We start from the raw sequence: 26,624 nt of genomic DNA, 5'->3' as shown, positions 1-26,624 counted from the left end.
GGCCTCGGCGGCGCGCGCGGCGTCCACGGCCCGCGCGGCCAGTGCGGCGACCCGGGCCCAGGCGGCGGTGCGGCGCCGGGCGAGGGCGTCGGTGAACGCACGGACGGCCTGGTCGCCGGCGTCCCAGTCGCCCGGGTCCTCGCCGAGGCCGAGGTCGCGCAGCGTCGCGGTCACCGCCGTCGCGCACGCGTCCAGGCGGGCCAGGGTGGCGACGTCCACCTCGCGCAGCCGCCGCGACAGGCCGGTCTCGGCCTCCTCCGCGCGGGCCCGGGCCTTGGCCTCCTCGTCGATGAGCGTGCGCACGTAGGCGGGGCTCGGCAGCGCGCCGGGGTCGACGTCGCGCTGCGCGGGGCGGGCGCGCCGCGCGGGCGTCTCGGCGGCGATCAGCCCCACCAGCTCGGCCGCCTCGGCGGCGGTGAGCGGCGGCTCGGCGGGCAGTCCCGGGCGGGGCGGCAGCCAGGAGTGGTCGGCCGCCTCGGCGGCGATCTGCTGTTCCACCTCCGCGCGGGTGCCGCGGTAGCCGGGGGCGAGGTCGCAGCGGTCGGCGGCCAGCGTGACGGCGAGGCGTTCGCGCAGCTCGGCGGCGGTGCGGGCGGCGTCGTCGCGGCGCTGTTCGAGGTCGGCGATGTGCCGCCGGTGCCGGGACGGGTCGTGTCCGGCGGCGCGGGCGGCCAGGTCGTCGCGGACCCGGTCGCCCTCGCCGGCCTCCGCGCACAGACCGGCCAGGCCGGCGGGCAGGGCGGTCAGCAGCCGCCGCGCGGCCCGCTCGTCCGCGCACGCCACCAGCGCGCGGCGGCCGCGCGCCAGCAGCCCGGCGAGCAGGTCGGCGACGGTGTCGGGGGCGCGTTCGGGGACGTGCATCAGCGGCCTGCCGCCGAGCGAGGGGTCCAGCAGGCGGGCGAGGCCGCGGGACGTGGCGCCCTGTGCGAGGAGCCGCTCGTAGTGGTCGGCCAGGGCGGTGCGTCCGGGCGGGCGGACCACCAGCGCGGGCGCGAGCCGTACCCGCGGCTCCGGCGGGGGCGCGACCGGGTCGTCCGGGGGCCACTCCGCGTGCACGGGCACGCCGCCCGCGAACGCCGCCGTGCCCCACGCGCGCAGCACGTCGCAGACCGACGCGCCCAGCCCGAACCCCCGGCCTGCGCGGACGGCGTCGCGCACCCGGTCGGCGTGCCCGGCGCGGAAGCCCGGCGCTCCGGTGAGCAGTTCGCGGTCGCGCAGCGTCGTGGGCCCGGCGAGGACGACGTCGACGCGTTCGGTGCGTTCGTCCACCGCGACGTCCACCGGCGTGGCCAGCAGGTGGCCGCGGACCGGCGGGCCGTCCCCCGGACGCCACGACAGCAGCCCCGCCGCCAGCACCACCTCGTGCCCGCCGGACGACAGCTCGGCCAGTTCGCGCAGCGTCCGGTACCAGTGCCGCAGGGCCAGCCAGCCGTCGAACTCCTCCAGCACGGCGGGCGGCGTCAGCGGGATGAGCGGCACGCTGAACAGCACGTCGCCCGGCCCGGCGTCGGTCTCGACGTAGACGTCGCCGGGCAGTTCGGCCAGCCAGTGGACGCGCTCGCGCCGGGCGCCGCCGCGGGCGGGCGCGCGCCGCGCGCGGGCCAGGTCGCGCAGGTACCGCAGCAGCCCGGACGCGTCCGCCGCGCCGCCCCTGGTGTCCACGGCCCTCCTTCCGCCGTGCCCGCCTCCGACGTCCCGATCTAACACTGCGGGACGTCCGGGTCCAAGCGCGACGAAATGGCCGGGAGATCACCCCAAATGACCAGGAGAAAATGACGGCGAATCGAGATCGCCGCGGCCCGCGGCCTGCTAGAAACTCCTATCGATCCTGGTCGCGGAGGAGTGCCACGGGAATCGGGAAACCGGGGAACGCGGCCGGATCCGAGGGCCGGGCGGCGGCCATGGCACGGGGGGACTCTTCCGCCCGCGCGGAGTCTCGGCGACCTGGACGGGGGCGTCGCCGGGGGGCGCGACGCGCGGGCGAGGCTCGGACTCCATGGCCGCCGCCCGCCTCGCGGCCGACCGGTGCCGGCCGACCGTGCAGGCCGACCGGTGCCGGGGGCGGTCAGCGGGTGCGGGCCGCGTACTTGTCCTCGCTGGGCATCATCACCCACAGGATCAGGTAGACGACGAACTGGGGGCCGGGCAGCAGGCACGACAGCACCGCCAGCAGCCGGACCGTCGTCGGGCTCATCCCGAACCGGCGGGCGAGCCCGGCGCACACTCCGCCGATCATCCGTCCGCGGCGGGGGCGGTATAGACCTTCCATTGTCCTCTTCGTCCCTGTCGATGGAACCGGGCCGGTGCGGCCGGGTGCCCCGCCGTCTGCGGGCCACGTCCACCACGCTACGGACGGGGCGTCCCGGTCCGGATCGGCCGAACGGTCTGTCTTCGCCCCCTACCCGCGGACTAGGGGACGACCCCTACGGGACGACGGTCCGGCCGCCGCCGTCATTCTGTGCGGCGACGAGCCCGGGCAGGGAGGCCAGGTCGTCCAGGACGAACTGGCAGCGGCGCAGCGCGTCGTCGTCGCGCTGGATGTGGCCCCACGGGCCGCGCCGCAGGAAGGCGACCCGCATGCCGTGGGCGAGCGCGGGCCGCACGTCGTTGTCGATCCTGTCGCCCACGTACAGCACGTGCTCGGGCGGCACACCGGCGTGCTGCGCGCAGCGGGCGAAGAACTCCCGGGAGGGCTTCTCCACGCCCCACACGGCGGAGATGCCGACCACGTCCGCCTCCAGCCCCAGGGCGGCGAACTGCTCGGCGGCCTCGGCGGGCTGGTTGCCCGCGACGCCCACGTACAGGCCCTGCGCGCGCAACGCCGACAGGCACGCGCGCGCGTCGGGGTAGAGGTCGTCGGGGCCGAACCCGTTGGGCACCCCCGCATCGGCCCGCTTCTTCTCCTCCTCGGCCAGGTCGAACCCGGGGCGGAAGTAGGCGAACAGGTCGGCGTAGTCTCCGCCGGTGGCCAGCACCGCGCCGAGCTTGGCCAGGAACGTGTGCCTGGGCACGCCCAGCCAGTCGGCCCAGCGGCCGTAGATCTCGCCCTCGTTGATGAGGGTCTCGCCGATGTCGAAGAAGACCGCCTCGATGGGCTTCACGACGAGCCGAGCTCCACGGACTCGCCGGGGACGAGGCGGCGGAAGTCCTTGCCCGCCTCCTCGCCGGCGGTGGTGACGTGCTTCATCATCACGTTCAGGCCGAAGTCGTTGAGCAGCCCGTCATGCACGACGAACGCCCGCTCGGGCCGCACCTCGCGCAGGTAGGCGTACATCTCCGGGACCTTCATCCAGGGCGCGTTGCCGGGCAGGCACAGCGTCGGCACGGGCTCGGAGGGGACGGTCAGCGCGTCCCCCGGGTGGAAGACCTCCCCGTCGACCAGGAAACCGACGTTGGGGATGGGCGGGACGTCCGGGTGGAGGATCTCGTGGTCCTCCCCGTAGACGTGCACGTCGAAGCCCGCCACCGTCACCGCGTCGCCGTGCCCCACCTCGTGCACGCGGCCGCCGAGGTCGGCCAGGTTCCGGGCGACGACGCGCGACGCCCACACCTCGAGGGACGGGTCGTCGGCGAGGGCCTTGCGCAGCCGGTCGGCGTCGAAGTGGTCGGGGTGCTCGTGGGTGATCAGGACCGCGTTCGCGCCCGTCAGGGCGGCGTCGGCCTCCGGGGTGAACGCCCCGGGGTCGATGACGAGGGTCCGGTCGTCCTTCTGGATCCGCACGCAGGCGTGTCCGTACTTGGTGAGACGCATTGCCGCATTTTTTCACGCCGCCCCCCGCCCGTCGCCCGGCCCCGCCGCCGAACGCTCAAGGCGGAGGCTCAGGTGAGGGCGACGGCGAACGCGCCGATCACCAGCCCGAACGCGAGCATCGTGAGCAGGACGAACGCGGCGACGACCGCGCAGGCCAGACCGCGCGGCTGGTCGCGCCACGACGGTCTGCTTCGGCCCACCCGGCCAGTGTCGCAGAAGACCGCTGGGCGCGGTCGGACGCCGGGGCGCCGGCCCGGCCGCAGCCGGGCCGGCGCCCCGGCGCTTGCTCCGCCGCTTTCCTGGTCGAGCGGGGTGGGACCAGGACGACGCGCCGCCGCACCCGCGGCGGCGTCCCGGCGGGCCCCTGGGACGGGAGTGGTCAGGCGGTCGCCTGGGCGAGGGTGAACGCCACCTCGCCCTGCGCGTCCACCTGCGCGTCCAGGGTCTTGTCGTCCAGCAGCCGCGCCACGACGGGTTCGAGGTAGACCCGGGCGCCCTCCTCCTCGACGATCTGGTCGCCCTCTTCGGGAGCGGGCGCGACCGACAGGCGCAGGGCGTCCGAGCCGTCGACACCGGACTCGATGCGGATCCCGGTTTCCGGCGGCAGTTCGGGGTCGGCGGTCACGGTGCGGATGACCTGGACGGCCCCACTGGTCAGCGTGAGCACGATGGGCTCCTCACGTCTCGTTTTCTGGCCGCAGATCGGCGGGGCGGGCCCCGCGGACCTGTTCGCCCCACCCTCCCCGGTCATCCGCCCCGGTAAACGTCGCCGCGCCGAATACCCAGGTCAGGAGCCGGGTGCCAGCGCCCGCACCGCCTCCGCGGGCGACAGCCCGCCGCCCACGACCGCCACGATCGGCGTGGTCAGCCCGTTGTCGACGTACTCGCGGATCCGCTCCCGGCACGCCTCGGGCGGGCCGTGCACGATCAGGTCGTCCACCACCTCGTCCGGGATCACCTCCAGGGCCTTCTTGCGGTCGCCGGCCGCCCACGCCTCGTTCATGGGGGCGAGCGCCTCGCCGCGGCCCAGCCACTCGTGGAACGCCCGGTAGACCGGGACGGTCATGTACGCGGCGATCATCCAGCGGCCGACGCGGCGGGCCTCGTCGGCGTCGGCGGTGGGGCAGACGAACAGCCGGGCGATCAGCTCCGGCTCGTCGCCGATCACGCCGCGCACCGTCCGCACGTCCTTGGGCGACAGCCAGTTGGTGATGGCGCCGTCGGCCTCGCGGGCGGCCAGCCGCAGCATGCCGGGGCGCAGCGCGGCCAGCACGATCGGCGGCGGGGTGCCGGGGGCCTTCTCCAACCGGAACCCCTTGACCGAGAACGTGGCGTAGTCCTCGGTGACCTTCTCGCCCGCCAGCGCGCGGCGCAGGAAGCGCAGCGTGTCGCGGACCCGCTTGTACGGCTCGTCGAACGCGATGCCGTTCCAGCGCTGCACGATCGTGTCGGACGAGGTGCCGATGCCCAGCACGAACCGTCCGGGCGCCAGGTCGGCGAGGGTGGCGGCGTGCTGGGCCAGCAGCGCGGGGCCGCGCGTGTAGGCCGGCACGATCGCCGGCCCCAGGCGCAGCCGCGGCGCCCATTGCGAGGCCAGCGCCAGCGGGGTGAAGGCGTCGGCCCCGTTCGTCTCGGCGGACCAGGCGTCGGTGTAGCCGAGGTCGGCGAGCCCGGCGACGATCTCGCGGTGCTCGGCCAGCGGCACCCCGGTCATCGGGATGGTCAGGCCCCAGCGGGACATGCGCGTCTCCTTTCCGGCGGTTCCGGCCTTGTGCGGGGGCGGGCGCTGTCGGGGTCAGGCGATGGAGGGGCGGATGCTGGACCCGCCGTCGACGACCAGGGTCTGGCCGGTCATCCAGGAGGCGGCGTCGCTCGCCAGGAACACCGCGGCGCCGGCGATGTCCTCGGGCTCGCCGATCCGGCCGAGCGGCATGTACTTGCTGATCTGCTCCTCGTTGTTCTCCCACAGCGCGCGGGCCAGATGCGTCTTGACCAGGCCGGGCGCGATGCAGTTGACCCGCACCTTCGGCGCCAGCTCCAGGGCGAACTGCCGGCTGAGGTGGATCACGGCGGCCTTGGTGGCGTTGTAGTAGCCGATGCCGTGCTCGGTGACCAGGCCGCCGACCGAGGCGATGTTGATGATCGCGCCGCCGCGCTCGCTCATCGACCGCTTCCAGACCAGGCCGGTCCACTGCACGATGGAGAACTGGTTGACCTGGACGGTCTTGTCGGCGCGGGCCTGGTCGATGTCCACCATGGGGCCGAAGTAGGGGTTGGTGCCGGCGTTGTTGACCAGCACGTCCACGGCGCCGAACTCGGCGACGGCCGCGTCCACGCAGGCGGCGGCCTGGTCGGCGTCGCCCACGTGGGCGGCCTTGGCCAGCACGCCCACGCCGGGGTGCGCCGCCCTGATCTCCTCGGCCACCGCGTCCAGCGCGTCCTGCTTGCGCGAGGACAGCACGACGTTGGCGCCCTCGGCGGCCAGCGCGGTCGCGATGGCCTTGCCGATGCCCCGGGACGCCCCGGTGACCAGCGCGGTCTTTCCCTTCAGTCCGGTCCGCATGCGCACTCCTCGTTGCTCGGTGACGGACGATCGCCGTAGCGGCCGAATCCGACTCGGTTTCCTGTCACTGTAGCGAAGTGACTGACGAGTCAGTTAGACCCGGGCGGCGTCCGACTCGGGACGCCCCCGTGCCGCGCACCTTGATTTGAACGGTCGCTTGCTTGTTAAGCTTCGGCGGTGAGCACCAAACAGCGGCGTCCCGCCGTCGCAGGCTGGTTCACCACCGGGGACGCTCCGGACGGACCGGGCGTCCGGCTGCTCGGTACCCGGTGCACCGCCTGCGGCACCCCCTACTTCCCCCGCAACGACCTGGCCTGCCGCAACCCCGGCTGCGGCGGCCCCAAGGACGGCTCCGAACTGGAGGAGCACGCGCTGTCCCCGCGCGGGCGCATCTGGTCCTACACCGACGCCCGCTACACGCCCCCGCCCCCGTACGTCGCGGCCGACCCGTTCCGCCCGTTCGCGATCGCGGCCGTGGAACTGGAGGCCGAGCGGATGATCGTGCTCGGCCAGGTCGTCCCGGACGTCACCGCCGCGGACCTGGCGGTCGGCATGGAGGTCGAGCTGACCGAGGGCGTGCTGTACGAGGACGACGAGGCGCAGTACACGGTCTGGATGTGGCGGCCGAGCGGGAGGCGGGCATGAGCACCGACGTCGCCGTCCTCGGGGCGGGCATGCACCCCTGGGGCAAGTGGGGCCGCGACTTCGTCGGGTACGGCCTGGTCGCGGCGCGCGCGGCGCTCGCCGACGCCGGGCTGACCTGGCCGGAGATCCAGTACGTGGCCGGGGCCGGCACCATCCGCAACGGCTACCCCGGCTTCGTCGCGGGCGCCACCTTCGCCCAGGCGCTCGGCTGGTCGGGCGCGCGGGTGTCCAGCTCGTACGCGGCGTGCGCGTCCGGCGCCCAGGCGATCAACGCCGCCCGCGCGCAGATCCTCGCCGGGCTGTGCGACGTGGCGCTGGTCGTCGGGGCCGACGCCGCCCCCAAGGGCTTCTTCCGGCCGGTCGGCGGCGACCGCCCCGGCGACCCCGACTGGCTGCGCTTCCGGCTGCTCGGCGCGTCCAACCCGGTGTACTTCGCGCTGTACGCCCGGCGCCGGATGGCCGTGCACGGCGCCACGCCCGACGACTTCGCCGCCGTCAAGGTCAAGAACGCCCGGCACGGGCTCGCCAACCCCTACGCGCGCTACCGCAAGGAGGTCACCGCCGAGGAGGTCGCCGCCTCCCCCGTGGTCGCCGACCCGCTGCGGCTGCTGGACATCTGCGCCACCAGCGACGGCGCCGCCGCCCTCGTGCTGTCCTCGATGGACTTCGCGCGTTCGCGGGGCGTCGCGTCCCCGGTGCGGATCGCCGGCCTGGCGACGGTCACGCCGACCTTCCCCAAGACGGTGCCGGACCTGCCCGACTTCGCCACCGACTCGGCTCTGGCCGCCCCGCCGCCGGACCGGCCGTTCCGCGCGTCCATCGCCCACGCCGCCTACGTGGAGGCGGGCGTCGGCCCCGAGGACCTGTCGCTGGCCGAGGTGTACGACCTGTCCACGGCGCTGGAGCTGGACTGGTACGAGGACATCGGCCTGTGCGAGCCCGGCGGCGCCGAGCACCTGCTGCGCTCGGGCGCCACCGCGCTGGGCGGCCGGGTGCCGGTCAACCCGTCCGGCGGGCTGGCGTGCTTCGGCGAGGCCGTCCCGGCGCAGGCGATCGCGCAGGTGTGCGAGCTGACCTGGCAGCTGCAGGGCCGCGCCGACGGCCGCCAGGTGGAGGGCGCCCGGGTGGGCCTGGCCGTCAACCAGGGCCTGTTCGGGCACGGCTCGGCCGTCATCGCCGTCCGCTGAGCCCGGCCGAGCCCTTACCGAGCCCGGCCGAGCCCTTACCGAGCCCCGCCGAGCCGCACCGGACCCGCCCGGCCCGGTCCGCGTCTGCCCGCCGCCCCGCCCGGCATGAGAAGATCGCCGGACAGGGCCGGTTCGGGGCGGAGAGACATGACCGAGGCTAAGGGCGACGCCGGGCGGGCGCGGGACCTGGCCAGGCTGCCCTCGGGACGGCACCACCTGTCCCGCGACTTCGTCGCCCAGCACCAGACGGCCCGCATCGTCGCGGCCGTCATCGAGGTCACCGGAACGGCCGGCTACGCCCAGCTCACCGTCAATTCCATCATCGCCCGCGCCGGGGTCTCCCGGGCCACCTTCTACGTGCATTTCAAGAACAAGGAGGACGCCTTTCTCCGCGCCTACGACGCGACCGTCGAACGGCTGATGGAACACGTCACCGACGCCTACCGGGGCGAGAGCGACGCCCACGGCAGGCTGCGCGCGGGCCTGGCCGCCTTCCTGGAGTTCCTGGCCGCCGAACCGCTGGCCGCCCGCACCTGCATCGTGGAGTGCCTGGCCGCCGGCCCGGCCGCCGCGGCCCGCCGGGACGCCGCCAAGCAGGCGTTCGCCCAGGTGGTGGTGGACAACATGCGGGAACTGTTCCCCCACTACCCGGAGCCGGAGCTGCTGGCCGAGACGATCGTCGGCGGCATCTACGAGGTCGCCTACACCCGCATCCGCCGCGGCGAGACCGCCGAACTGCCCCGCCTGATCACCGGCCTGCTGGCCGCCTTCGCCGTCCCCGACCCCGACCGCTGGGGCCCCGGCGCGGCCCCCGCCCGGTGACCCGCGCCCGCGCAGGGGGTTGGCCGCTTGCGGACAGGTCACGCACACGGCGGGAAGAGGCATGCCCGAAATCGGGGTGACGGAGGCCACATCGCGACCTGCGGCGCCGTACGGTACGTGACGCGCCTCACAGCAGATCGTCACCGATAACGCCCGGACTTGAATCCGGATTAGCGCCCGAACAAATGGAGCCGCCAACTTACCGGCGAGTAGCGGACGCTTGATAAACACCGGCATTCATGATTCTGTCCCCAATGCCCCCGATCACCGGGACGGCCGCGGGCCCAGCCGTTCCGGGAGATCGTTCTCGTCCCCCATTCCGTCAGCCGAAGTGAGGCAGGAATGAAGAAGTTCGGCAGACTCGCTCTCCCCACCCTGGGCGCCTCGGCGCTCGTGATCGCGTCCGCCACCGCCGCGCTCGCCTCCGCGACGATCACCACCACCGGCGGCACCCCCTACAGCGGTGAGGTGCGCGCCACCAACATCGGCAACGTCACCCTGACCGGGGTCAGCGCGCTCGGCTCGATCGTCACCACCTGCACCAGCGGCACGCTGGACGCCTACGTCGATTCCGACGGCACCGGCGGCTCGCTCAACAACGTCGAGCTGTCCGGCTGCACCAACAACCGAGGCGGCACCACCACGATCACCGCCATCGACCTGCCCTACAGCGGCGGACAGGTCGACTACGCGCCCGTCTCGGGCGGCCGGGACGCGGCGCTGACCATCTTCGCCCCGAACCCGACCGTCCACATCCAGGCCGTGCTGACCCTGCCCACCCTGGGCATCCCGTCGCTGACCTGCCACTACGGCCTGTCCACGTCCACTCCCCTGGTGCTGGACCTGTTCAACCCGGGCAACGCCAACAAGCCGGTGATCACCAACTCGCACGGCCAGGGCACGCTCGCCGGGCAGTCGCTGCAGCGGCGGACCAGCCCGACGCCCGACGCCCGCTGCCCGGCCTCGGTCTCCGCCAACGGCAACTTCCAGATCGTGGCGCACCCGAGCGGCGCGGACCTGCAGGTCGGCCCCTGACCGCTCCCTCACCCATCCCCGGGACGGACGCGGCTCCCGTGACCGCGTCCCGCGACCTACGGGACGGCCGCACCGCGGACGCCCCGTGACGGACGGGCCGCCTCCCCGCGAGGCGGCCCGTCCCCTCCCTTCCCTCCCCCCACCCCGAGTCCCGTGGAGCACGCATGAGAGCACCCCTGCGGCGCATGCTGGCGACGGCGTCCGGCCTGCTGCTCGGCGCCGGGCTGGCGGGCGGCGTCCTCGCCCCGCCCGCCGCGGCCGAGGACGTCCCCGACTTCAGCTTCGCCGCCTGCCCCGACCTGCCCGAGGGCGCCGACCCGAACTTCTGGCTGTGCAACGTGGCGATCACCACCGGCGGCACGTTCCAGCTCGGCAGCCTGAACCAGAAGATCACCGCGCCGATCACGCTCACCTACGCCAACGGCTTCGACCCCGTCACCCTGGAGGAGAAGGTCGTCTTCGGCGGGTTCAAGGCCGACCGGATGCTGGTGCAGCCGGGCATCTTCGGCGACCCGTTCCTCACCGCCGTCTACGCCCAGCCGCGCTACGCCGGGTCGGTCGGGCTCAAGGACGGCAACCTCCAGCTCAACCTGAAGGTCGGCGTGATCAACCCGCTGCTCGGCAGCAACTGCTCGATCGGCACCGACACCAACCCGATCAAGCTGAACCTGACCGTCGGCACCACCAACCCGCCGGCGCCCAACAAGCCGATCTCCGGCTCCCCGCCGGAGGTCGTCCAGGACGACCCGCCCGTGCTGAAGGCGACCGTGGTGGACAACGCCTTCGCCGTGCCCGGGGCGAGCCGGTGCGGCGCGGGCGGCTCGCTGAACTGGGCGGTCAACCTGTACGCGGGGCTGCCCGCGGCGGCGGGGCGCAACACGGCGGTCTTCAACCAGTACGTCAGCTCCAAGCCGTACACCGAGCTGCGGCGCTGACCCCCCGAGTCTCCCCGCTGAACGCACAGGAACCGGCGCGGGACGCCCGCGCCTGCGGCCCGCGCGTCCCGGCCAGGGGCGTGCGGGCCACGACCCCCTTGGAGCACAGATGACAAGACTGTTCCACCGGTGGCGGGCCGCGGCGGCGGCCGCCGCGATCACCGCGTCGGCGCTGGTGGCGACGGCGCCGCCCGCGAGCGCCGACGCCGCGCCGATCCCGCCGGAGGTGAACCTGGACGACTGCCCCTCGCTCAGCGAGCTGCCCGAGGGCGCCGACCCGAACTTCTGGCTGTGCACGGTCGTGGTGATCACCGGCGGTCGGCTCCAGTTCGGCAACATCGACCAGCAGATCGACAAGCCGCTCTCGCTCACCTACGCCAACGGCTTCGACCCGGTCACCCTGGAGCAGAAGTACGTGTTCCGGCCGCTGAAGGGGGAGCCGCTGAAGGTGACGGGCGGGGTGCTCGGCATCCCCGGCTCCGACGTGCTGCCGTTCCTGGAGCTGCACGCCAAGTCGGAGCTGGCCGGTGAGCCGCAGGTCAGCCCGGAGGACGACCCCAACACCATCTACCGGCTGCGGTTGAAGATCAAGAGCATCAACCCGCTGCTCGGCGACACCTGCTACATCGGCTCCGAGCAGGACCCGATCACGCTGAACCTCACCTTCGGCACGACCAACCCGCCGGCGCCCAACAAGCCGATCACCGGCCGGGGCATCGAGCCGCACCCCGACGACCCGACCGTGTTCACCTCCACGGTGGTGGACAACGCCTTCAGCGTGCCGAAGTCGACCGGCTGCGGCCCGTGGGGGCTGCTCAACGGCATCGCCGACTTCCGCGCCGGGCTGCCCGCCAAGGCGGGCACGGCCACCGCGGTCTTCGAGACGATGGCCAAGTTCCGCGGCTACAGCGAGACGTCGGCCTACACCAGCCTGGCCAAGGTCCGCGCCGCCCAGTCCAAGATCGAGGCCAAGGCCGAGCAGGCCCGCTGACGCGCCTCCTCCTCTCCTGCGGTGCTCCCGTCGCCCCCTCCCCCGACGGGAGCACCGCCGCGCGTGAAACGGCTTCGCCCGCACCGAAGATCGAATAGGTGTGACGCAAACCACCGCTCTCGCCCGCCTCGAACCGCTCGTCGGCCGCTGGACGGTCCGGCCGGACGTCCCGGGCCTCGGCTCCGCCTGGGCGGAGTTCACCTGGCAGGACGGCGGCGCCTACCTGCGCCAGGATTCCGACATCGAGGAGATCCCGCCCGAGGCGCCCCCAGGAGTGGCGCGCCAACGCCCCGTTCCCCACCACGGCGCTCATCGGCCTGGACGACGCCACCGGCGAGTTCACCATGATGTACGCCGACGGCCGCGGCGAGCACCGGGTGTACCGGATGACGTTCGCCGACGGCGTCTGGCGGATCTGGCGCGCCGCCCCGGGCTTCCACCAGCGCTTCACCGGCGAGCTGAGCCCGGACGGCGGCACCATCCGCGCCCGCTGGGAGTCCTCCGAGGACGGTACGGCCTGGGCGACCGACTTCACCGTCACCTACACCCGCGCCGACCGCGCCTGACGCCACCCGGCGGCGGCCCGTACGCGGGCTCCGCCGGCTGAGCGGTTCGCAGGGGAGCGCCCGTCCGGGTCGCCGGGCGGGCGCTCCGGCGCGCCTGTGGCCGAGCTCACCGGCTGATCGGGACGGGGCGGGTGCCGTCCGGCGCTAAATTTGCACTGACTGGTCAGTTTAAAAACGCCGGAGGGGAAGCCGTCATGACATCGGAGCCGACGGGCGGGCGCCCGGCCGGGGGGCTCGCCGTCGAGGCCAGGGGCCTGTCGGTGCGCGGACCGCGCGGCTGGGTGTTCCGCGACGTGGACCTGGAGGTCCCGGCGGGCGGGCTGGCCGCCGTCGCGGGCGCCGCCGGCTCCGGTCGCACGTGCCTGCTGCTCGCCCTCGGCGGGCGGATGAAGCCGGCGGCGGGCACCGTCCTGCTCGGCGGGCGGCGGCGCGGCCCGGACGAGATGCGGCGGCGGACGGCGCTGGGCGTCATGGCGGGCGTCAACGAGCTCGACCCCGCGCTGACCGTCCGCGAGCACGTGAGCGAGGCGCTCGACCTGCGGGCGGGGCCGCTGAGCCGGTGGCGCGGCCGGGAGGCGCGCATCCGGCGGGCGCTGGAGCGGGTGGACCTGGACGTCGCGCCGCGCACGCTCGCGGCCGACCTGGCGCCCGAGCAGGCGGTGCTGCTGGGGGCCGCGCTCGCGCTGGTCGGCGAGCCGGACCTGCTGCTTTTGGACGACGTCGACGAGAGCCTGCCGGTCGAGCGGCAGCGGGAGCTGTGGCGGCGGCTGCACGCGCTCGCCGGTTCGGGCGTCACGATCGTCGCGGCCTGCCACGACGCCGCGCCCGCCGAAGGGCTGGCCCAGGTCGTGCCGCTCGCGCGGGCCCGCGAGGAGGCGCTGCGATGAGGCTGCCCGCCGTGTCGGCCGCCAATCTGGAGCTGCGGCGTTTCCAGCGCAACCGGCTCACCCGCATCGCCCTGGCGGCACTCGTGCTGCTGCCGCTGCTGTATGCGGGGTTGTACCTGTGGTCGTTCTGGGATCCGTACGCCCGGTTGAGCCATGTGCCGGTCGCGCTGGTCGTCGAGGACGAACCGGCCAAGGCCGGGGACCGGACCGTCCACGCGGGCGCCGATCTGGCCGCCGAGCTCAAGCGGCGCAAGGTGTTCGACTGGCGCACCGTGGACGCGCAGGAGGCCCGCGAGGGCGTCCGGTCGGGCCGCTACTACATGGCGCTGACGATCCCGTCCGACTTCAGCGCGCGGATCGCCGCGCCGTCCGGCGACGGCACGCCCTCCCCGGCGGCGCTGCGGCTGCAGCTCAACGACGCCAACAACTACGTCATCGGCACGCTGGCCGAGTCGGCGTTCAAGGAGATCAGCGCGGCGGCCGGCGGGGACGCCACCCGCGGCTACCTCGACCAGATCTTCGTGTCGTTCGGGAAGCTGCACGGCGAGCTGGGCAAGGCGGCCGACGGGGCGGGCAGGCTCGCCGACGGCGCGGGCCGGGCCGAACAGGGCGCGGACAAGCTCGCCGCGGGCGCGCGAAAGGCCGAGCAGGGCGCCGGAAAGCTCAAGAACGGCATCGGCGAGGCCCGGTCGGGCAGCCGCCGGCTCGCCTCCGGCCTGGACGAACTGCACACCGGCACCCAGCGCCTCGCGGAAGGGAACCGGCAGCTCAACGCGGGCGTGCAGCAGCTCGTCGCGAAGGTCGACCAGGCCGCCGACGCGACCGTCCCGCTGCTGCGCGAGAACGCCCCCGAGATCCGGCGCGGCGCGCTGGCGGTGGCCGACGCCGCCGACGCCCTCGCCGACGCCGCCGACACGCTCCCCGCGCGGACCGGGCAGGCCGTGCGGCGCGCCGAGCAGGCGCAGGCCGACCTGGAGCGGACGCTCCGCGAGCACCCCGAGATCCCCGCGGACACCCGGCGGCAGCTGCGGCAGGCCGCCGCCGAGGTGGTGGCCGTGGCCCGGCAGGTCGACTCCTACGTCCGCATGCACACCGGCGACCTGCGCAAGGTCGCCGCGCAGGCCAGGTCCGTGGAGCGCGCGGCACGCAAGATCGCCGCGGACGCCCCGGCGCTGGCCGACCGCATCGACAAGGCGCGGCGGGACGTGGACCGGCTCGGCCAGGGCGCGGCGCAGGCCGCGGCCGGAGCGGCCAGGGTCAACGACGGCACGGGCAGACTGCTGTCGGGCGCGTCGCAGCTGACCGGCGGTCTGGGCGCGCTGTCGGGCGGCGCGGGCGAGCTGCAGTCGGGGCTGGGACGGCTGTCTGGCGGCGCGGTCGATCTGGGGACGGCGCTGGCGCAGATTTCCGACGGCAACCGCGAGCTGGCCGACGGCCTGCACGAGGGCGCGGACCGCGTCCCCGCGTACGGCGCGGACGAGCGGCGGGCCCGCGCCGACATGATGAGCAGCCCGGTCCGCCTGGCCAGCACCAACGACAACAAGGTCGCCAACTACGGCACCGGTTTCACGCCGTTCTTCGTGCCGCTGGCGCTGTGGGTGGGCGGCATGGTCGTCTACATGCTGCTGCGTCCGCTGAACCCGCGGGCGCTGGCGGGCACGGCGCCGGGCTGGCGGGTGGCGCTCGCCGGGTGGCTGCCCGCCGTGGCGATCGGGATCGGGCAGGTCGGCGTCGTGCTGGCGGTGCTGCACTTCGGCCTGGGCCTGCACGCGCGGCACTGGGTCGGCCTGGTGGCGTTCCTGTCGCTGGCCTCGGCGGCGTTCCTGGCCGTGATCCAGTGGGTGAACGCGCAGTTCGGCCCGGCGGGGCGCATCGCGGCGCTGGCGCTGCTGATGCTGCAGCTCACCTCGGCCGCGGGCACGTACCCGATCGAGACGAGCCCGGGGTTCTTCCAGGCGATCCAGCCGTATCTGCCGATGCCGTGGGCGGTGCGCGCGGTCCGGCACCTGGTCGCGGGCGGCGACGCGGCGGCGGTGTGGCAGGGTGGTGCCGTGCTGGCGGCGTTCCTGGTCGGAGGGCTGGCGCTGACCGCCCTGGCCGCGCGGCACAACCGGGTGTGGACGGTCAAGCGGCTGCACCCCGCGCTGAAACTGTGAGGCGGCGACGGACGGGCGGGAGCGAGGAACGATGAGCCGGACGGCGACCCGGGAGCGGCTGTTCACCGCGGCGGTCGAGCTGATCGCCGAGCACGGCTTCACCGCGACCACCGTCGACCAGATCGCCGAGCGCGCCGGCGTCGCCAAGGGCACCGTGTACTACAACTTCGGCAGCAAGGCGGCGCTGTTCACGGCGCTGCTGGACTACGGCGTGGAGCGGCTGGGCGCGCGCCTGAGCGAGGCCGCCGCGGACCGGGCGCCGCTGGAGGCCCTGGAGGCGGTGGTCGGCGCGGAGCTGGCGTTCGTCGGCGAGTACGAGCCGTTCGCCCGGCTGCTGATCGCCGAGGCGTGGCGGTCGGGCGGCGGCGCCTGGCACCAGGCCGCCCTGCTGATCCGCGAACGCGCCATCGGCGTCGTCGCGGACGTGCTGCGCGCGGCGGTGGCCGCCGGGGACCTGCGCGCCGACCTGGACGTCGAGACGGCCGCGGCCGCCGTGTTCGGCATGGTGCTGACGGTCGCGCTGCACTGGCGCACGCTGGAGCCGGGCCGGCCGCTGGAGGACGTGCACGCCACCCTGGTGGACCTGCTGCGCGGCCGCATCTCCGGCGGTGCCCCGGCGGCCTAGCCGCGGGGTTCAGTCCTCCAGGTTGCGGATCTCCTCGACGACGCGCGGCATGTCGGCGTTCATGCCGCGCACCCAGTCGAGCAGGAAGCGCAGCTGCTCGTCGGAGCAGGCCGCGACGCGCTCTGCGAAGTGGCGGCCGATGGGCTCGAAGTAGCGGGACAGGCGCGCCACGTTCTCGGGCACCGGCTCGATGATGACGCGGCGGCGGTCGTCGGGGTCGCGGGTGCGTTTGACGCAGCCGGCCTTCTCCAGCCGGTCGATGACGGCGGTGATGGCGCCGCCGGTGGTGATGCCCATGAGCTGGGCGAGCCGCCCGGGGGTCTGCGGGCCGTCCAGGACGAGCGCGTTGATGGCCTGCGCGTCGGTGACGTTCAGGCCCGCCTTGGAGGCGGTGGCGTGGTGCAGCAGCACCGTCCACATCGTGCTGCGCTGGGTGGCCTCCTGCAGTTCGCGCACCAGCCGGTCGCGCTCCGGGGTCGACACGCCGTCACCTCATCCACCGAAAAGCTCGGATAGCGAGAGACTCTTGTTGAGAGTCACTCCTGCGACGCCATCCTAGCCGCTCGGCGGATCACCGGTGCCCGCCCGACCGGATCCGGGGGCCGGTTCAGGGAGCCGGTTCAGGGGGCCGGTTCAGGGGGACCGGTCGGCCGCCTCGGCGACCTGCCGGGCCCAACGGTAGTCGGCCTTGCCGGCGGGTGAGCGCTTGATCTCCGCGACGAACGCGTACGTCCGCGGCACCTTGTACCCCGACAGGTTCGCCCGGCAGTGCGCGTCCAGCTCCCCCGGCGTCGGCGGCTCCCCGCCGTACGGCTGGACGACGGCGGCGACCCGGCTCCCCCAGCGCTCGTCCGGGACGCCGGCGACGACCGCGTCGAACACCTTGGGATGCCCCTTGAGGACGGCCTCGACCTCCTCCGGGAACACCTTCTCCCCGCCGGTGTTGATGGCCTGCGAGCCGCGCCCGAACACCGCGATGCTGCCGTCCGCCTCGACGGTGGCGATGTCACCGGTGAGCAGCCACCGCCTGCCGTCCACGACCGGGAACGTGCGGGCGGTCTTCTCCGGGTCGTTGTAGTAGCCGCGGGCGATGTGCCCGGTGCGCGCGACCTGCCCGATGACACCGGAGCCCGGCTTGACGGGTTCCAGCCGGTCGTCCAGCACGGCCAGGTCGTCCACGTCCGCGGTGAACCGCAGCCCCTTCTCCGGCGTGGCGCCCGCGACGGCCTCGGCGGTGGACCCCGACTCGGTGGACCCGAACCGGTCCATGATGACCACGTTCGGCAGCAGCTCGGCGAGCCGCTCGCGCACCGCCCCGGTCAGGATCGCGCCGGTCGACACGAACGCCAGCAGCGAGGAGGTGTCGTACGCCCCGCGCGCCAGCGCGTCGGCCATCGGCCGGGCCATCGCGTCGCCGGTGACGGTCAGCGAGTTCACCCTCTGCCGCTCGATCGTCCGCCACACCGCGTCCGGGTCGAACCGCCGCAGGTAGACGATGGTGGCCCCCATGAACCAGCCGATGAACGTGGCCATCTGCGCGGCGCCGTGCATCAGCGGCGCCACCGGCATCATCACCAGCGGGCCGCCCGACCGGGCCTGCTCCACCACGTCCTCGGGCCGGTCCGGACGCGGCTGCGTCGGGTTGTAGAAGGCCAGCAGCATGTCCTTCATGCCCCACATGACGCCCTTGGGCATGCCGGTCGTGCCGCCGGTGTAGATGATGTAGGTGTCGTCCTCCGAACGCGGCGGGAACCCGCGCGTCTCCGGCCGGCCGCGCAGCGCCTCGTCGTAGGCCACCGCCCCGGCGATCCCGGGCGGGCCGCCGACGGCGATCAGGTGCCGCAGCGCCGACGCCCGCGGCGCGGTCGCCGCCACCCGCTCCTCGAACTCCACGTCGTACAGCAGCGCCACCATGTCGGAGTCGCGGTAGACGTACAGCAGCTCGTTCTCCACGTACCGGTAGTTGACGTTGATCGGCACGGCGCGGATCTTCAGCGCGGCCAGGATCGCGGCCGCGTACTCCAGGCAGTTGTAGAGCTGGACGCCCACGTGCTGCCCGGCCCGCACCCCCGCCGCCTCCAGGTGGTGGGCGAGCCGGTTGGCGTGCGCGTCCAGTTCGGCGTAGGTGAGGCGGGGGCCGTCCCCGTCGGGGCCGGCGCACACCAGCGCGACGCGCTCCCCGATCGCGTCGGCGACTCCCTCGAACAGATCGGCGTGGTTGAACTCCATCGGGGGGCCTCCCGCGGGGCGGTTCAGGGTTGGTCGGAGCCGACGATCCACATCGAGAAGAACTGGGCGCCGCCGCCGTAGGCGTGCCCGAGGGCGCGGCGCGCGCCGTCCACCTGGTGCTCCCCGGCCATGCCGCGCACCTGCAGCGCGGCCTCGGCGAACCGGATCATCCCGGACGCGCCGATCGGGTTGGACGACAGCACGCCGCCTGAGGCGTTCCACGGGATGTCGCCGTCCAGCGCGGTGGCGCCCGACTCGGTGAGCTTCCAGCCCTCGCCCTCGCCGCAGAAGCCCAGGTTCTCCAGCCACATCGGCTCGTACCAGGAGAACGGCACGTACACCTCGGCCACGTCGATCTCGCGGCGCGGGTCGGTGATCCCGGCCTGCCGGTAGACGTCGGCGGCGCAGTCCCGGCCGCCCCGCGGGTTCACCGTGTCGCGTCCGGCGAAGAAGATCGGCTCGGAGCGCATGGCGGTGCCGTGCACCCAGGCGGGCGGGTTCGGCGCCGCCTTCGCCGCGTCCGCGCTCGCCAGCACCATCGCGCAGGCGCCGTCGGACGACGGGCAGGTCTCCAGGTAGCGGATCGGCTCCCACAGCATCGGCGTGGACTCGACCATCTCCCGCGAGATGCCGGGGATCTTCAGGTGCGCGTACGGGTTCTTCAGCGCGTTCAGCCGGTCCTTGACGGCGACGAGCGTGCCGATGTGGTCGGGCGCGCCCGACCTGCGCATGTACGCGCGGATGTGCGGGGCGAAGTAGCCGCCCGCGCCCACCACCAGCGACGAGGAGAACGGCGTGCCGACCGTCAGCGCCCACGTGGCGTTGGACTCCGACTGCTTCTCCCACGCCACCGTCAGCACCCGCTCGTGCACCCCGGCCTGGATGAGGCCCGCCGCGACGATCGCGGTGCTGCCGCCGACCGACCCGGCCGTGTGCACCCGCATGATGGGCTTGCCGCGGGCGCCGAGCGCGTCGGCCAGGTACGCCTCGGGCATCACCATGCCCTCGAACAGGTCGGGCGCCTTGCCGATGACGACCGCGTCGATGTCCTTCCACGTCAGGCCCGCGTCGTCGAGCGCGCGCCGCGCCGCCTCCCGGACCAGCCCGGCCACCGACACGTCCAGCCGCCTGGTCTTGTACGCGGTCTGCCCCACCCCGATGACGGCGCACGGATTACCCATTGGCCTCTCCCGACAGGACGCACACGAGGTTCTGCTGCAGGCACGGGCCGGACGCGGCGTGGGCGAGCGCGCGCGTGGCCGACCCGTCGTGGATGCGGGCGGCGGCCTCGCCGATGCGGATGAGGCCGGTCGCCATCACCGGGTTCGCCGACAGCGGCCCGCCGGACGGGTTCACCGCCACCGAGTCGTCCAGGCCGAGGGCCTCGCGCAGGATCAGCTCCTCGTGGCTGAACTGGGCGTGCAGCTCGGCGACCTGGACGCCTTCGGCGCCCGCCCTGCGCGCGGCGGTCCGCGCCGACTGCGACCGCGTCAGGTCCCGCGCGCCCGGCGAGTGCGCCTCGGCGCGGTGGTCGATGCCAGTGATCCAGGCGGGGCGTTCGCACAGCTCGCGCGCCCGGTCGCCGGCGGCCAGCACGATCGCCGCCGCGCCGTCGGTGACGGGCGCGATGTCGTAGGGCCGCAGCGGCGCCACCTCGTAGCCCTCGTCGCCCGGGTCGGGCAGGTGCAGCGCGTAGGGGTTGTCGCGGCCCGCCGCCCGCGACCTGGCGGCGACGGCGCGCAGGTCGTCCTCCTTGGCGCCCGCCCGCTCCAGGTACGCGCGGGCCTGCACCGCCGCCAGCGACACCTGGTCGACGCCCAGCGGCGCCAGGTAGTACGGGTCGAGCTGGTGGGTGAAGATCTCCGGCAGGACGCCCTGGCTGCCCTTGCCGAACCCGTACACCAGCGCGGTGTCGACGTCGCCGTGCCGCAGCCGCACCCACGCCTCGTACAGCGCCCACGCCGCGTCCATCTCCACGTGGCTCTCGGAGATCGGCGGCCAGGCGCCCACCGCGTCCAGCGCCGACACGAACGAGAACGGCGCCCCCACCAGGTAGTCGCACGACCCCGAGCAGGTGAAGCCGAACCTGTCCAGGCCCGTACGCCGCTTGATCTCGCCGATGACGGGCGCGAGCATCTCCACCTCGGTCAGCCCGCCGTCCTGCGCGCGGTGCCGCGTCTGCGCGAACGCGACGACCGCGATCTGGGTGTTCATGGGCTCGCCTCCGGGCCGGGGTTCACACGTAGTCCTTGATGCGTTCGTAGGGGACGTCGGGCTCGTCGAGGGGCTCGAACCATCGGATGTTGTCCATGGACGCGACCCATTCCTCGCGCGGCCGCCACACGGCCTTGACCCGCATGCCGATGCGGACCCGGTCGGCGGGGATCCCGGCGACGAGCGCCAGCATCGTCAGGTCGGCGCCGTCCAGCAGGACGTAGGCCGACACGAACGGCACCTCGGGGGCGCGCGGGTCGGGCAGGTTGTTGACGGCGAACGTGGTGACGGTGCCGGTGTCGGCGACCTCCACCTCCTCGGTGGTCGGCACGCCGTCGCGCGGGCACAGGCCCTTCATCGGCACGATGACCTGCCCGCACCGCGGGCACCGGTGGCCGAGGATGCGGCCTTCGGCGATGCCCTGCAGGAACCGGTCGAGGGCGCGGCCGGCGCGCAGCCGGTACTCCAGCCGCGTCGGCGCATTGATCATCGTGACCTCCGGGCGGAAGCACTCGATGTCGCCGATCGACCCGGTGCGCTCCTGCCGCCACTTCGGCCGCACGCGCATGCCGGTCTTCAGGAAGCGCGGCGGGTCGGCGCCCTCGTCGAACACGCCGACGTCCAGCGCGTGCAGCAGTGCGGTGTCGGCGCCGTCGGGCTGGATCAGCGCCCACGCGAACGGGCGGTCCAGCGGGTGCGCGGCGCGCGGCCTGGGCACCCACGACCAGGCGCGCACCGTCCCGGCGGGGCCGACCTCGACGAACTCGCCGGTCACGGCCTCGCCGTCGTCCGGGTCGTACTCGGTGGGCGGGACGAGCACCCGGCCGGTCGCGGTGCGCACCCCCACCAGCCGGCCGTCGCGCAGCTCGGTCAGGAACCGTCCGATGACCGGCCCCACCGAGCGCGTGTAGCCGCCGGGGAACTCGACGACGTGTGCGGCCTCAGATGACACTCTCACGGCCCTCCCAGTACGGGGCGCGCAGTTTGCGCTTGAGCAGCTTGCCGTTGGGTTCGCGCGGCATCGCGTCGATGAAGTCGATCGATCTCGGCCATTTCATCCGCGCCAGCCGCCCCTCCAGGGACCGCAGGATCTCCTCGGCCAGGGCGGGCCCGGGCGCGACGCCGGGGGCGGGCTCGACCACCGCCTTGATCTGCTCGCCCCACTCCTCGTCCGGGATGCCGAACACGGCGACGTCGGCGACCTTGGGATGCAGGATGATCTCGTTCTCGATCTCGGCGGGGTAGATGTTGGCACCGCCCGAGATGATCATGTCGGCCTTGCGGTCGGACAGGAACAGGAACCCGTCGTCGGTGAGGTATCCGATGTCGCCCACGGTGAAGTAGCCGCGCAGGCGGTTGCGTTCGGTCTTCTCCCGGTCGCCCTTGTACTCGAAGTCGACCCCGGCCATCTTCATGTAGATCGTGCCCGGGGTGCCGCGGGGGACCTCGATGCCGTCGTCGTCCACGATGAGCAGCTCGCTGATCGGCCACGCCTTGCCGACCGTGCCGGGGTGCTTGCGCCAGTCCTCCGGGCTCGCGATCGTCCCGCCGCCCTCGGTGGCGGCGTAGTACTCCCAGATGCAGTCGCCCCACCAGTCGAGCATCTTCTGCTTGAGCGGCACCGGGCACGGCGCCGCCGCGTGGATCGCCCATTTCATCGACAAGTCGGATCGTAGCCATGTCGTTCTGTGAGCCAAGGAGTTGGTGAGTGATGTTGTCTTCCTAAGACCGCTTGGCCTCCGACTTCTGGTGATCGAGTACCTGTCGATGAGGCGCAGGCACTCCTCGGCGTCCCACCGGTCCATGTAGACGAGGGTGTGCCCCATGTGCAGGGCGCAGCCGCCGAACTGGGTGACCGCCGTGTGGTAGTTGGGCGAGGTCACCAGGTGCGCCTGCGGCTGCCCGCCGGCGGGACGGCCCGGTGTCATGCCGAACAGCGAGAGCAGGAACGTCTGCAGCTCGTAGCTGTCATCGGGGTCCATTCCGGCCAGTGCGCGCCGCACGCCCTTGGGCCGCCCGGTCGTCCCGGACGTGTAGTGCATGGTGGCGCCGTTGCTGCGGTCGGCGGGCAGGGCGTCGGGCTGCCCGTCCACCAGCTCCCCGACGGGGCGGAAACCGGGGACGTCGCCGAACGCGAACCTGCGCGCCGGGTCGAGCCCGGCCTCGTCGGCGGCCCGCGCGCCCTCCCCCGCGTACCGCTCGTGCACGAAGAACGCCTTGGCCTCGCTGTCGGCCACGATGTAGCCGATCTCCGGGCCGGTCAGATGCCAGTTGACCGGCGTGTAGTACCAGCCCGCCTGCAGCGCCGCCAGGTACAGCACCAGGCCGTCCACCCCGTTGGGCACCAGCCCGCACACGCCGTCGCCCGTGCCCAGCCCCAGCCCGCGCAGCCCGTGGACGAGCCGGTTCGCCCGGGCCAGCAGCTCGCCGGCGGTGTGCTCGGTGCCGTCCGGATCGACGGCCGCCACCCACCCGGGATCGGCCTGCGCCAGCCGCCAGAAGCCCAACGATCCCATCGGTTCTCCCTCGGTGATCGCCTCGGTTCTCTCCGGACGCGGACGCCCGGGGAAAAAGTAGATCACGTTCTCATTTGTCCGAGCAAGCCCTGTCGGCGCGCCGATCTTGTTACTAGAATCCGTTCTCGTTTAGGAGGGAATCATGCTGCCCATCTCCACCGAGCACTGCACGGTCGAGCAGGACGGCCACGTCGTGACCGTCACCATGAACCGGCCCGCGGCCCGCAACGCGCTCAGCTCGGCCATGCTGGTCGGCCTCGCCGACGCCTGGGCCTACATCTCCGAGACGCCCGAGGTCCGCGTCGGCATCCTCACCGGCGCCGAGGGCCACTTCTGCTCGGGCGCCGACCTGAAGGCGATGGGCGCCCCGCCGTCCGACCCGCGCGTCGCCGAGCGCATGCGGCAGATCCCCGACTTCCACTGGAAGGGCCTGCTGCGCGACGGCCGGCCCACCAAACCGCTGATCGCCGCCGTCGAGGGCTACGCCGTCGCGGGCGGCACCGAACTGCTCGTCGGCACCGACCTGCGGGTCGTCGCCGAGGACGCCACGCTCGGCTTGTACGAGGCGCGGCGCGGCCTGTTCCCCATGGGCGGTTCGGCGATCCGCCTCCCCCGCCAGATCGGCTACGCCAACGCCATGGACATCCTGCTGACGGGCCGTTCGGTCACCCCGCAGGAGGCGCTGGCCATGGGGCTGGTCAACAAGGTGGTGCCGTCCGGGGGCGCCCTGGCCGCGGCCCGCGAGCTGGCCGACCGGATCGCCGCCTGCGGCCCGCTCGCCGTCCAGGCCATCCTGCGTGTGCACCGCGAGACCGAGCACCTGCCCGAGTCCGCGGCCCTCAAGGTCTCCGACGAGATCGGCTGGCCCGTCATCGGCTCCGAGGACGCCAAGGAGGGCACCTGCGCCTTCCGCGAGAAGCGCCCCCCGGTCTACAAGGGCCGCTGACCCCCCGCCGCATCCTCTAACCGGTTTCTCGGTGCACCGAATCGGCGCATGCCGCACGTCCCAAATCGGGCGCATATCGGGGATGTGCTGATCGCGGTTGAATAGGTGCCCACAGTGCATCTCACCGAGAGGACGGGGTGAGGGGGCGGTGGAGGACGAGGACGTGCTGCGGGCGGCCGAGGAGCTGCGCCCGCAACTGCCGGAGCTCGTGGGGGACGCCGCCCCCGAGCTCGACCGCGAGTTGGCGGCGCTGCTGGAGCGGGGCCGATCGGGTGACCCCGTCAAGGTGCCGGTACTGCGCCTGCTGTCGCAGCACGACGCCACCCGGGAGTGGATGCGCCGGGCCCTGGAGGACGCGCCCACGTCGCACCGGGCGTTCCAGCCGCAGCCGGGGCGGGCGCGGCTGCCGGGCGTCCGGTACGCGTGCCCGCGCTGCGGCAAGGAGTGGTACCGCTTCAGCGTGCTCGACCAGGTGCCGTCGTGCCCGGACGACGAAGTGCCCTACGAACCGGTGACGCGGTGACAAGACGAGCGGAGTCGGCGGGCCGCTGATGCTGTCGAAGGTCTGGGAGAAGGCGGGCGAGCGGCTGGCGGGCGAGGCGATCGCCCGGCTGCTGACGCCGGTGGCGGTGTTCTGGTTCGCCGGGCTGGCGGCCTGGACGTGGCGGGAGAGCCGGGAGCGCTCCGGCGGCCTGACCCGGCTGGGCGCCGACTTCGCCAAGCATCCGGCCGTGCTGCAGCTGACGGCCGTCGTGGTGGTGGCGCTCGCCGTCATCGTGTCGGCGCTGATCACCCAGCGGCTGTCGGTGCCGCTGACGCGCCTGCTGGAGGGCTACTGGCCGCGCGGCCGGGGCGACCGGCTGCGGCGCCGCCTGCACCGCCGCCGCACCCGTGACCAGCAGCGCGCCGGCGCCCTGGAGGCGCGGCGGCTGTCCGGCGGGCTGTCCGCCCGGGAGGCCGACGAGCTGGCGCGGCTCCAGGTCAGGCTGCGCAACGCCCCCGGCACACTGGAGCAGACGATGCCGACCCGGTTCGGGAACCTGCTGCGCGCCGCCGAGCTGCGTCCCGGTGCCAAGCACGGGCTCGACACCGTCGCGTGCTGGCCGCATCTGTGGCTGCTGCTGGACGACCGGGTGCGGTCGGAGATCGCACGCGGCCGCGCCGAGCTGGACATGGCGGCGCACACCGTGTGGTGGAGCCTGGCGATCGTCGTGTGGACCCCGCTGGCCTGGTGGGCGCTGCCGCTGGGCCCGCTGCTGGCGGTCGCGGTCTACTACGGGTGGCTGCTCGGCGCCGCGCAGACCTACGGCGACCTGGTGGAGGCGGCGTTCGACCTGTTCCGTCCCCGCCTCTACCAGGCGCTCCGGTGGCCGCTGCCCATCGGCCCGGAAGGTGAGCGGGCGCAGGGAGAGCAGGTCACCCGGTACGTGTGGCAGGGGCTGGCGCCCGAACACCTGGTGTTCGAGACGACCGTCGAAGGCAAGGGGCCGGGGACCTGATGTCGTGCGACGCCGAGCACGAGGTCATCGGCGGGCTGCGCAGCCTGGTGATCGACATGTGCGCCGCCGTGAGCCGGCGCGCCACCGTGCGGCTGATCCAACGGCACCCCGTGCTGCTGACCGACGCGGCCGTGGACGTCCTGGCCGAACTGACCGAGGAGGCCGAGGACGACGACCCTGCCGTGCGCGCCATGTTCGCGTTGCACCGCGACCTGCTGGTACGCGCCCGCGAAAGCAACGGCGACAATACCCGCCACCGGCCGCTACCCGACTGGCTGATACGCAACCGGCTGATGGACGCCCGCGAAAGCGACGATGTGCGCGTCCGCCTCGACCGCGCCTCGCTGGCACACCTCCGCGCACGCGAGAGCGACCATGTGCGCCTCCGCCTCGACCGCGCCCTGCTGGCCTGCGAGATCGCCAAGTCCGGGGAGGGGCTGGCAGAGGACGTCCAGTACGCCGTGGAGCAGCTCGCCGGGTTCCTGGCCGCTCCCCGCAAGGACCGGATGCACGCCCTCGCGCAGCGTCCCCTGGTGCTTCACCACGGCATGCCGCTGGTCGTCGAGGAGCTGGCGGCGCTGCAGGACGACCAGGAGTCCGCCGAACAGGTCCGCCGCTGCAAGCCGTTCCTGGCCCGGTGCCGGGAGGCGGGCGCCGTCCGCGCGCTCGCCGAACAGGCCGCCCGCGAGTACCTGTCCGCGGCGGACGACGACGAGCGGACGTACCCGGCGGACCAGGCCCTGCTCCTCCGGGAAGGCGATCGCCTTGGACACCGACGCCGGGCTGACCTGCAGGCGGCGGCGAGGCCGCCGGAATCGGTGGTGTAGAGGCAGGCCAGCACCCGGGCCGCCGTCCTCGGCGTGTCCGCGGCCATGAAGACGCTGGTCAGCACCGCCTCGGCGTCGCGTCCGTGCCCCTCGGGAGGCAGCGACCCTGTGCTGGTCGGCAAAACGCATCTTCTACCGCATACCGCTGTTCGCACTGAGTAGCAAGATGAACGCATATAGTGTCACCCGCATGCCAAGCCAGGTACATGACATCCCGGCCGAGCTGTTCC

Annotated in this window: 25 protein-coding genes and 2 pseudogenes; 13 read left to right on the top strand and 14 right to left on the bottom strand. The window is 73.7% G+C overall.

Annotation, left to right across the window (positions count from 1 at the left end):
• From ABD879_RS24300 to ABD879_RS24265, 8 genes and pseudogenes are all read right to left on the bottom strand, one after another.
• Positions 1–1,662: pseudogene (locus ABD879_RS24300) on the bottom strand (hypothetical protein); the annotation flags it as partial.
• A 403-nt stretch (positions 1,663–2,065) separates the two neighbouring features.
• On the bottom strand, positions 2,066–2,269 hold the full coding sequence (locus tag ABD879_RS24295; RefSeq protein WP_345023904.1) for a PspC domain-containing protein: 204 nt from the start codon (positions 2,267–2,269) through the stop codon (positions 2,066–2,068).
• Positions 2,270–2,423: 154 nt separating this feature from the next.
• Entirely contained in the window at positions 2,424–3,101 is a 678-nt protein-coding gene (locus ABD879_RS24290) for an HAD family hydrolase (protein WP_345023903.1), read from the bottom strand.
• Positions 3,098–3,751: an MBL fold metallo-hydrolase gene (locus ABD879_RS24285; RefSeq protein WP_345023902.1), complete on the bottom strand. Its 654-nt coding sequence runs from the start codon at positions 3,749–3,751 to the stop codon at positions 3,098–3,100. The genes ABD879_RS24290 and ABD879_RS24285 overlap by 4 nt, the downstream gene beginning before the upstream one ends.
• Positions 3,752–3,819: 68 nt before the next feature.
• Positions 3,820–3,951 (bottom strand): hypothetical protein, encoded by a 132-nt coding sequence (locus ABD879_RS24280; protein ID WP_345023901.1) that lies wholly within the window; start codon positions 3,949–3,951, stop codon positions 3,820–3,822.
• Between the two features lie 179 nt (positions 3,952–4,130).
• A complete protein-coding gene (locus ABD879_RS24275) occupies positions 4,131–4,418 on the bottom strand; it encodes a Fe-S cluster assembly protein HesB (protein WP_345023899.1) in 288 nt (95 codons plus the stop codon).
• A 120-nt stretch (positions 4,419–4,538) separates the two neighbouring features.
• Entirely contained in the window at positions 4,539–5,492 is a 954-nt protein-coding gene (locus tag ABD879_RS24270) for an LLM class F420-dependent oxidoreductase (RefSeq protein WP_345023898.1), read from the bottom strand.
• A gap of 54 nt (positions 5,493–5,546) precedes the next feature.
• Entirely contained in the window at positions 5,547–6,314 is a 768-nt protein-coding gene (locus ABD879_RS24265) for an SDR family oxidoreductase (RefSeq protein ID WP_345023897.1), read from the bottom strand.
• A gap of 177 nt (positions 6,315–6,491) precedes the next feature.
• Here ABD879_RS24265 and ABD879_RS24260 point away from each other — a divergent pair, with 177 nt between their 5' ends.
• From ABD879_RS24260 to ABD879_RS24215, 10 genes are all read left to right on the top strand, one after another.
• A complete protein-coding gene (locus ABD879_RS24260; protein ID WP_345023895.1) occupies positions 6,492–6,959 on the top strand; it encodes a Zn-ribbon domain-containing OB-fold protein in 468 nt (155 codons plus the stop codon).
• Positions 6,956–8,146 (top strand): lipid-transfer protein, encoded by a 1,191-nt coding sequence (locus ABD879_RS24255; RefSeq protein WP_345023893.1) that lies wholly within the window; start codon positions 6,956–6,958, stop codon positions 8,144–8,146. The genes ABD879_RS24260 and ABD879_RS24255 overlap by 4 nt, the downstream gene beginning before the upstream one ends.
• A gap of 147 nt (positions 8,147–8,293) precedes the next feature.
• On the top strand, positions 8,294–8,968 hold the full coding sequence (locus ABD879_RS24250; RefSeq protein ID WP_345023892.1) for a TetR/AcrR family transcriptional regulator: 675 nt from the start codon (positions 8,294–8,296) through the stop codon (positions 8,966–8,968).
• A gap of 342 nt (positions 8,969–9,310) precedes the next feature.
• Positions 9,311–10,003, top strand: coding sequence for a hypothetical protein (locus ABD879_RS24245; RefSeq protein ID WP_345023891.1), 693 nt, complete (start codon positions 9,311–9,313; stop codon positions 10,001–10,003).
• A 164-nt stretch (positions 10,004–10,167) separates the two neighbouring features.
• Positions 10,168–10,938, top strand: coding sequence for a hypothetical protein (locus tag ABD879_RS24240; RefSeq protein ID WP_345023890.1), 771 nt, complete (start codon positions 10,168–10,170; stop codon positions 10,936–10,938).
• Positions 10,939–11,047: 109 nt separating this feature from the next.
• Positions 11,048–11,929, top strand: coding sequence for a hypothetical protein (locus ABD879_RS24235; protein ID WP_345023889.1), 882 nt, complete (start codon positions 11,048–11,050; stop codon positions 11,927–11,929).
• Positions 11,930–12,273: 344 nt separating this feature from the next.
• Positions 12,274–12,495, top strand: coding sequence for a hypothetical protein (locus ABD879_RS24230; protein ID WP_345023887.1), 222 nt, complete (start codon positions 12,274–12,276; stop codon positions 12,493–12,495).
• Positions 12,496–12,689: 194 nt separating this feature from the next.
• The gene (locus tag ABD879_RS24225) at positions 12,690–13,382 is read left to right on the top strand and encodes an ATP-binding cassette domain-containing protein (RefSeq protein ID WP_345023886.1); all 693 of its coding nucleotides are present in this window, start codon (positions 12,690–12,692) and stop codon (positions 13,380–13,382) included.
• Positions 13,379–15,538, top strand: coding sequence for a YhgE/Pip family protein (locus ABD879_RS24220; RefSeq protein ID WP_345023885.1), 2,160 nt, complete (start codon positions 13,379–13,381; stop codon positions 15,536–15,538). The genes ABD879_RS24225 and ABD879_RS24220 overlap by 4 nt, the downstream gene beginning before the upstream one ends.
• 31 nt (positions 15,539–15,569) lie before the next feature.
• Positions 15,570–16,163, top strand: a complete 594-nt coding sequence (locus ABD879_RS24215) for a TetR/AcrR family transcriptional regulator (protein ID WP_345023884.1) — start codon at positions 15,570–15,572, stop codon at positions 16,161–16,163.
• Between the two features lie 9 nt (positions 16,164–16,172).
• On the opposite strand, the gene ABD879_RS24210 is transcribed toward ABD879_RS24215, so the two are convergent.
• The 5 genes from ABD879_RS24210 to ABD879_RS24190 all read right to left on the bottom strand — a co-directional run bounded on the left by ABD879_RS24210 (position 16,173) and on the right by ABD879_RS24190 (position 21,558).
• Positions 16,173–16,646, bottom strand: a complete 474-nt coding sequence (locus tag ABD879_RS24210) for a MarR family winged helix-turn-helix transcriptional regulator (protein WP_345023883.1) — start codon at positions 16,644–16,646, stop codon at positions 16,173–16,175.
• 150 nt (positions 16,647–16,796) lie between these two features.
• Positions 16,797–18,392: an acyl-CoA synthetase gene (locus ABD879_RS24205; protein ID WP_345023882.1), complete on the bottom strand. Its 1,596-nt coding sequence runs from the start codon at positions 18,390–18,392 to the stop codon at positions 16,797–16,799.
• Between the two features lie 23 nt (positions 18,393–18,415).
• On the bottom strand, positions 18,416–19,573 hold the full coding sequence (locus tag ABD879_RS24200) for a thiolase domain-containing protein (protein WP_345023881.1): 1,158 nt from the start codon (positions 19,571–19,573) through the stop codon (positions 18,416–18,418).
• On the bottom strand, positions 19,566–20,606 hold the full coding sequence (locus tag ABD879_RS24195) for a thiolase domain-containing protein (RefSeq protein WP_345023880.1): 1,041 nt from the start codon (positions 20,604–20,606) through the stop codon (positions 19,566–19,568). The genes ABD879_RS24200 and ABD879_RS24195 overlap by 8 nt, the downstream gene beginning before the upstream one ends.
• 22 nt (positions 20,607–20,628) lie before the next feature.
• On the bottom strand, positions 20,629–21,558 hold the full coding sequence (locus tag ABD879_RS24190) for a Zn-ribbon domain-containing OB-fold protein (RefSeq protein WP_345023905.1): 930 nt from the start codon (positions 21,556–21,558) through the stop codon (positions 20,629–20,631).
• A gap of 1,706 nt (positions 21,559–23,264) precedes the next feature.
• On the opposite strand from ABD879_RS24190, the gene ABD879_RS24180 reads away from it, so the two are divergent.
• The 3 genes from ABD879_RS24180 (at position 23,265) to ABD879_RS24170 (ending at position 25,567) form a co-directional block, all read left to right on the top strand.
• Entirely contained in the window at positions 23,265–24,068 is an 804-nt protein-coding gene (locus ABD879_RS24180; protein WP_345023877.1) for a crotonase/enoyl-CoA hydratase family protein, read from the top strand.
• Positions 24,069–24,216: 148 nt separating this feature from the next.
• Positions 24,217–24,591 (top strand): hypothetical protein, encoded by a 375-nt coding sequence (locus ABD879_RS24175; RefSeq protein ID WP_345023876.1) that lies wholly within the window; start codon positions 24,217–24,219, stop codon positions 24,589–24,591.
• Positions 24,592–24,619: 28 nt separating this feature from the next.
• Entirely contained in the window at positions 24,620–25,567 is a 948-nt protein-coding gene (locus tag ABD879_RS24170) for a hypothetical protein (protein ID WP_345023875.1), read from the top strand.
• Between the two features lie 719 nt (positions 25,568–26,286).
• Here ABD879_RS24170 and ABD879_RS33030 read toward each other — a convergent pair.
• Positions 26,287–26,498, bottom strand: a pseudogene (locus ABD879_RS33030) (MarR family transcriptional regulator); the annotation flags it as partial.
• Positions 26,499–26,624 lie beyond the last annotated feature (126 nt).

It is taken from the genome of Actinomadura keratinilytica (genome assembly GCF_039539665.1).
Taxonomy (GTDB): domain Bacteria; phylum Actinomycetota; class Actinomycetes; order Streptosporangiales; family Streptosporangiaceae; genus Spirillospora; species Spirillospora keratinilytica.
Note: the sequence above shows the minus strand (reverse complement) of the source record. Positions and strands in the feature narration are given on the sequence as shown.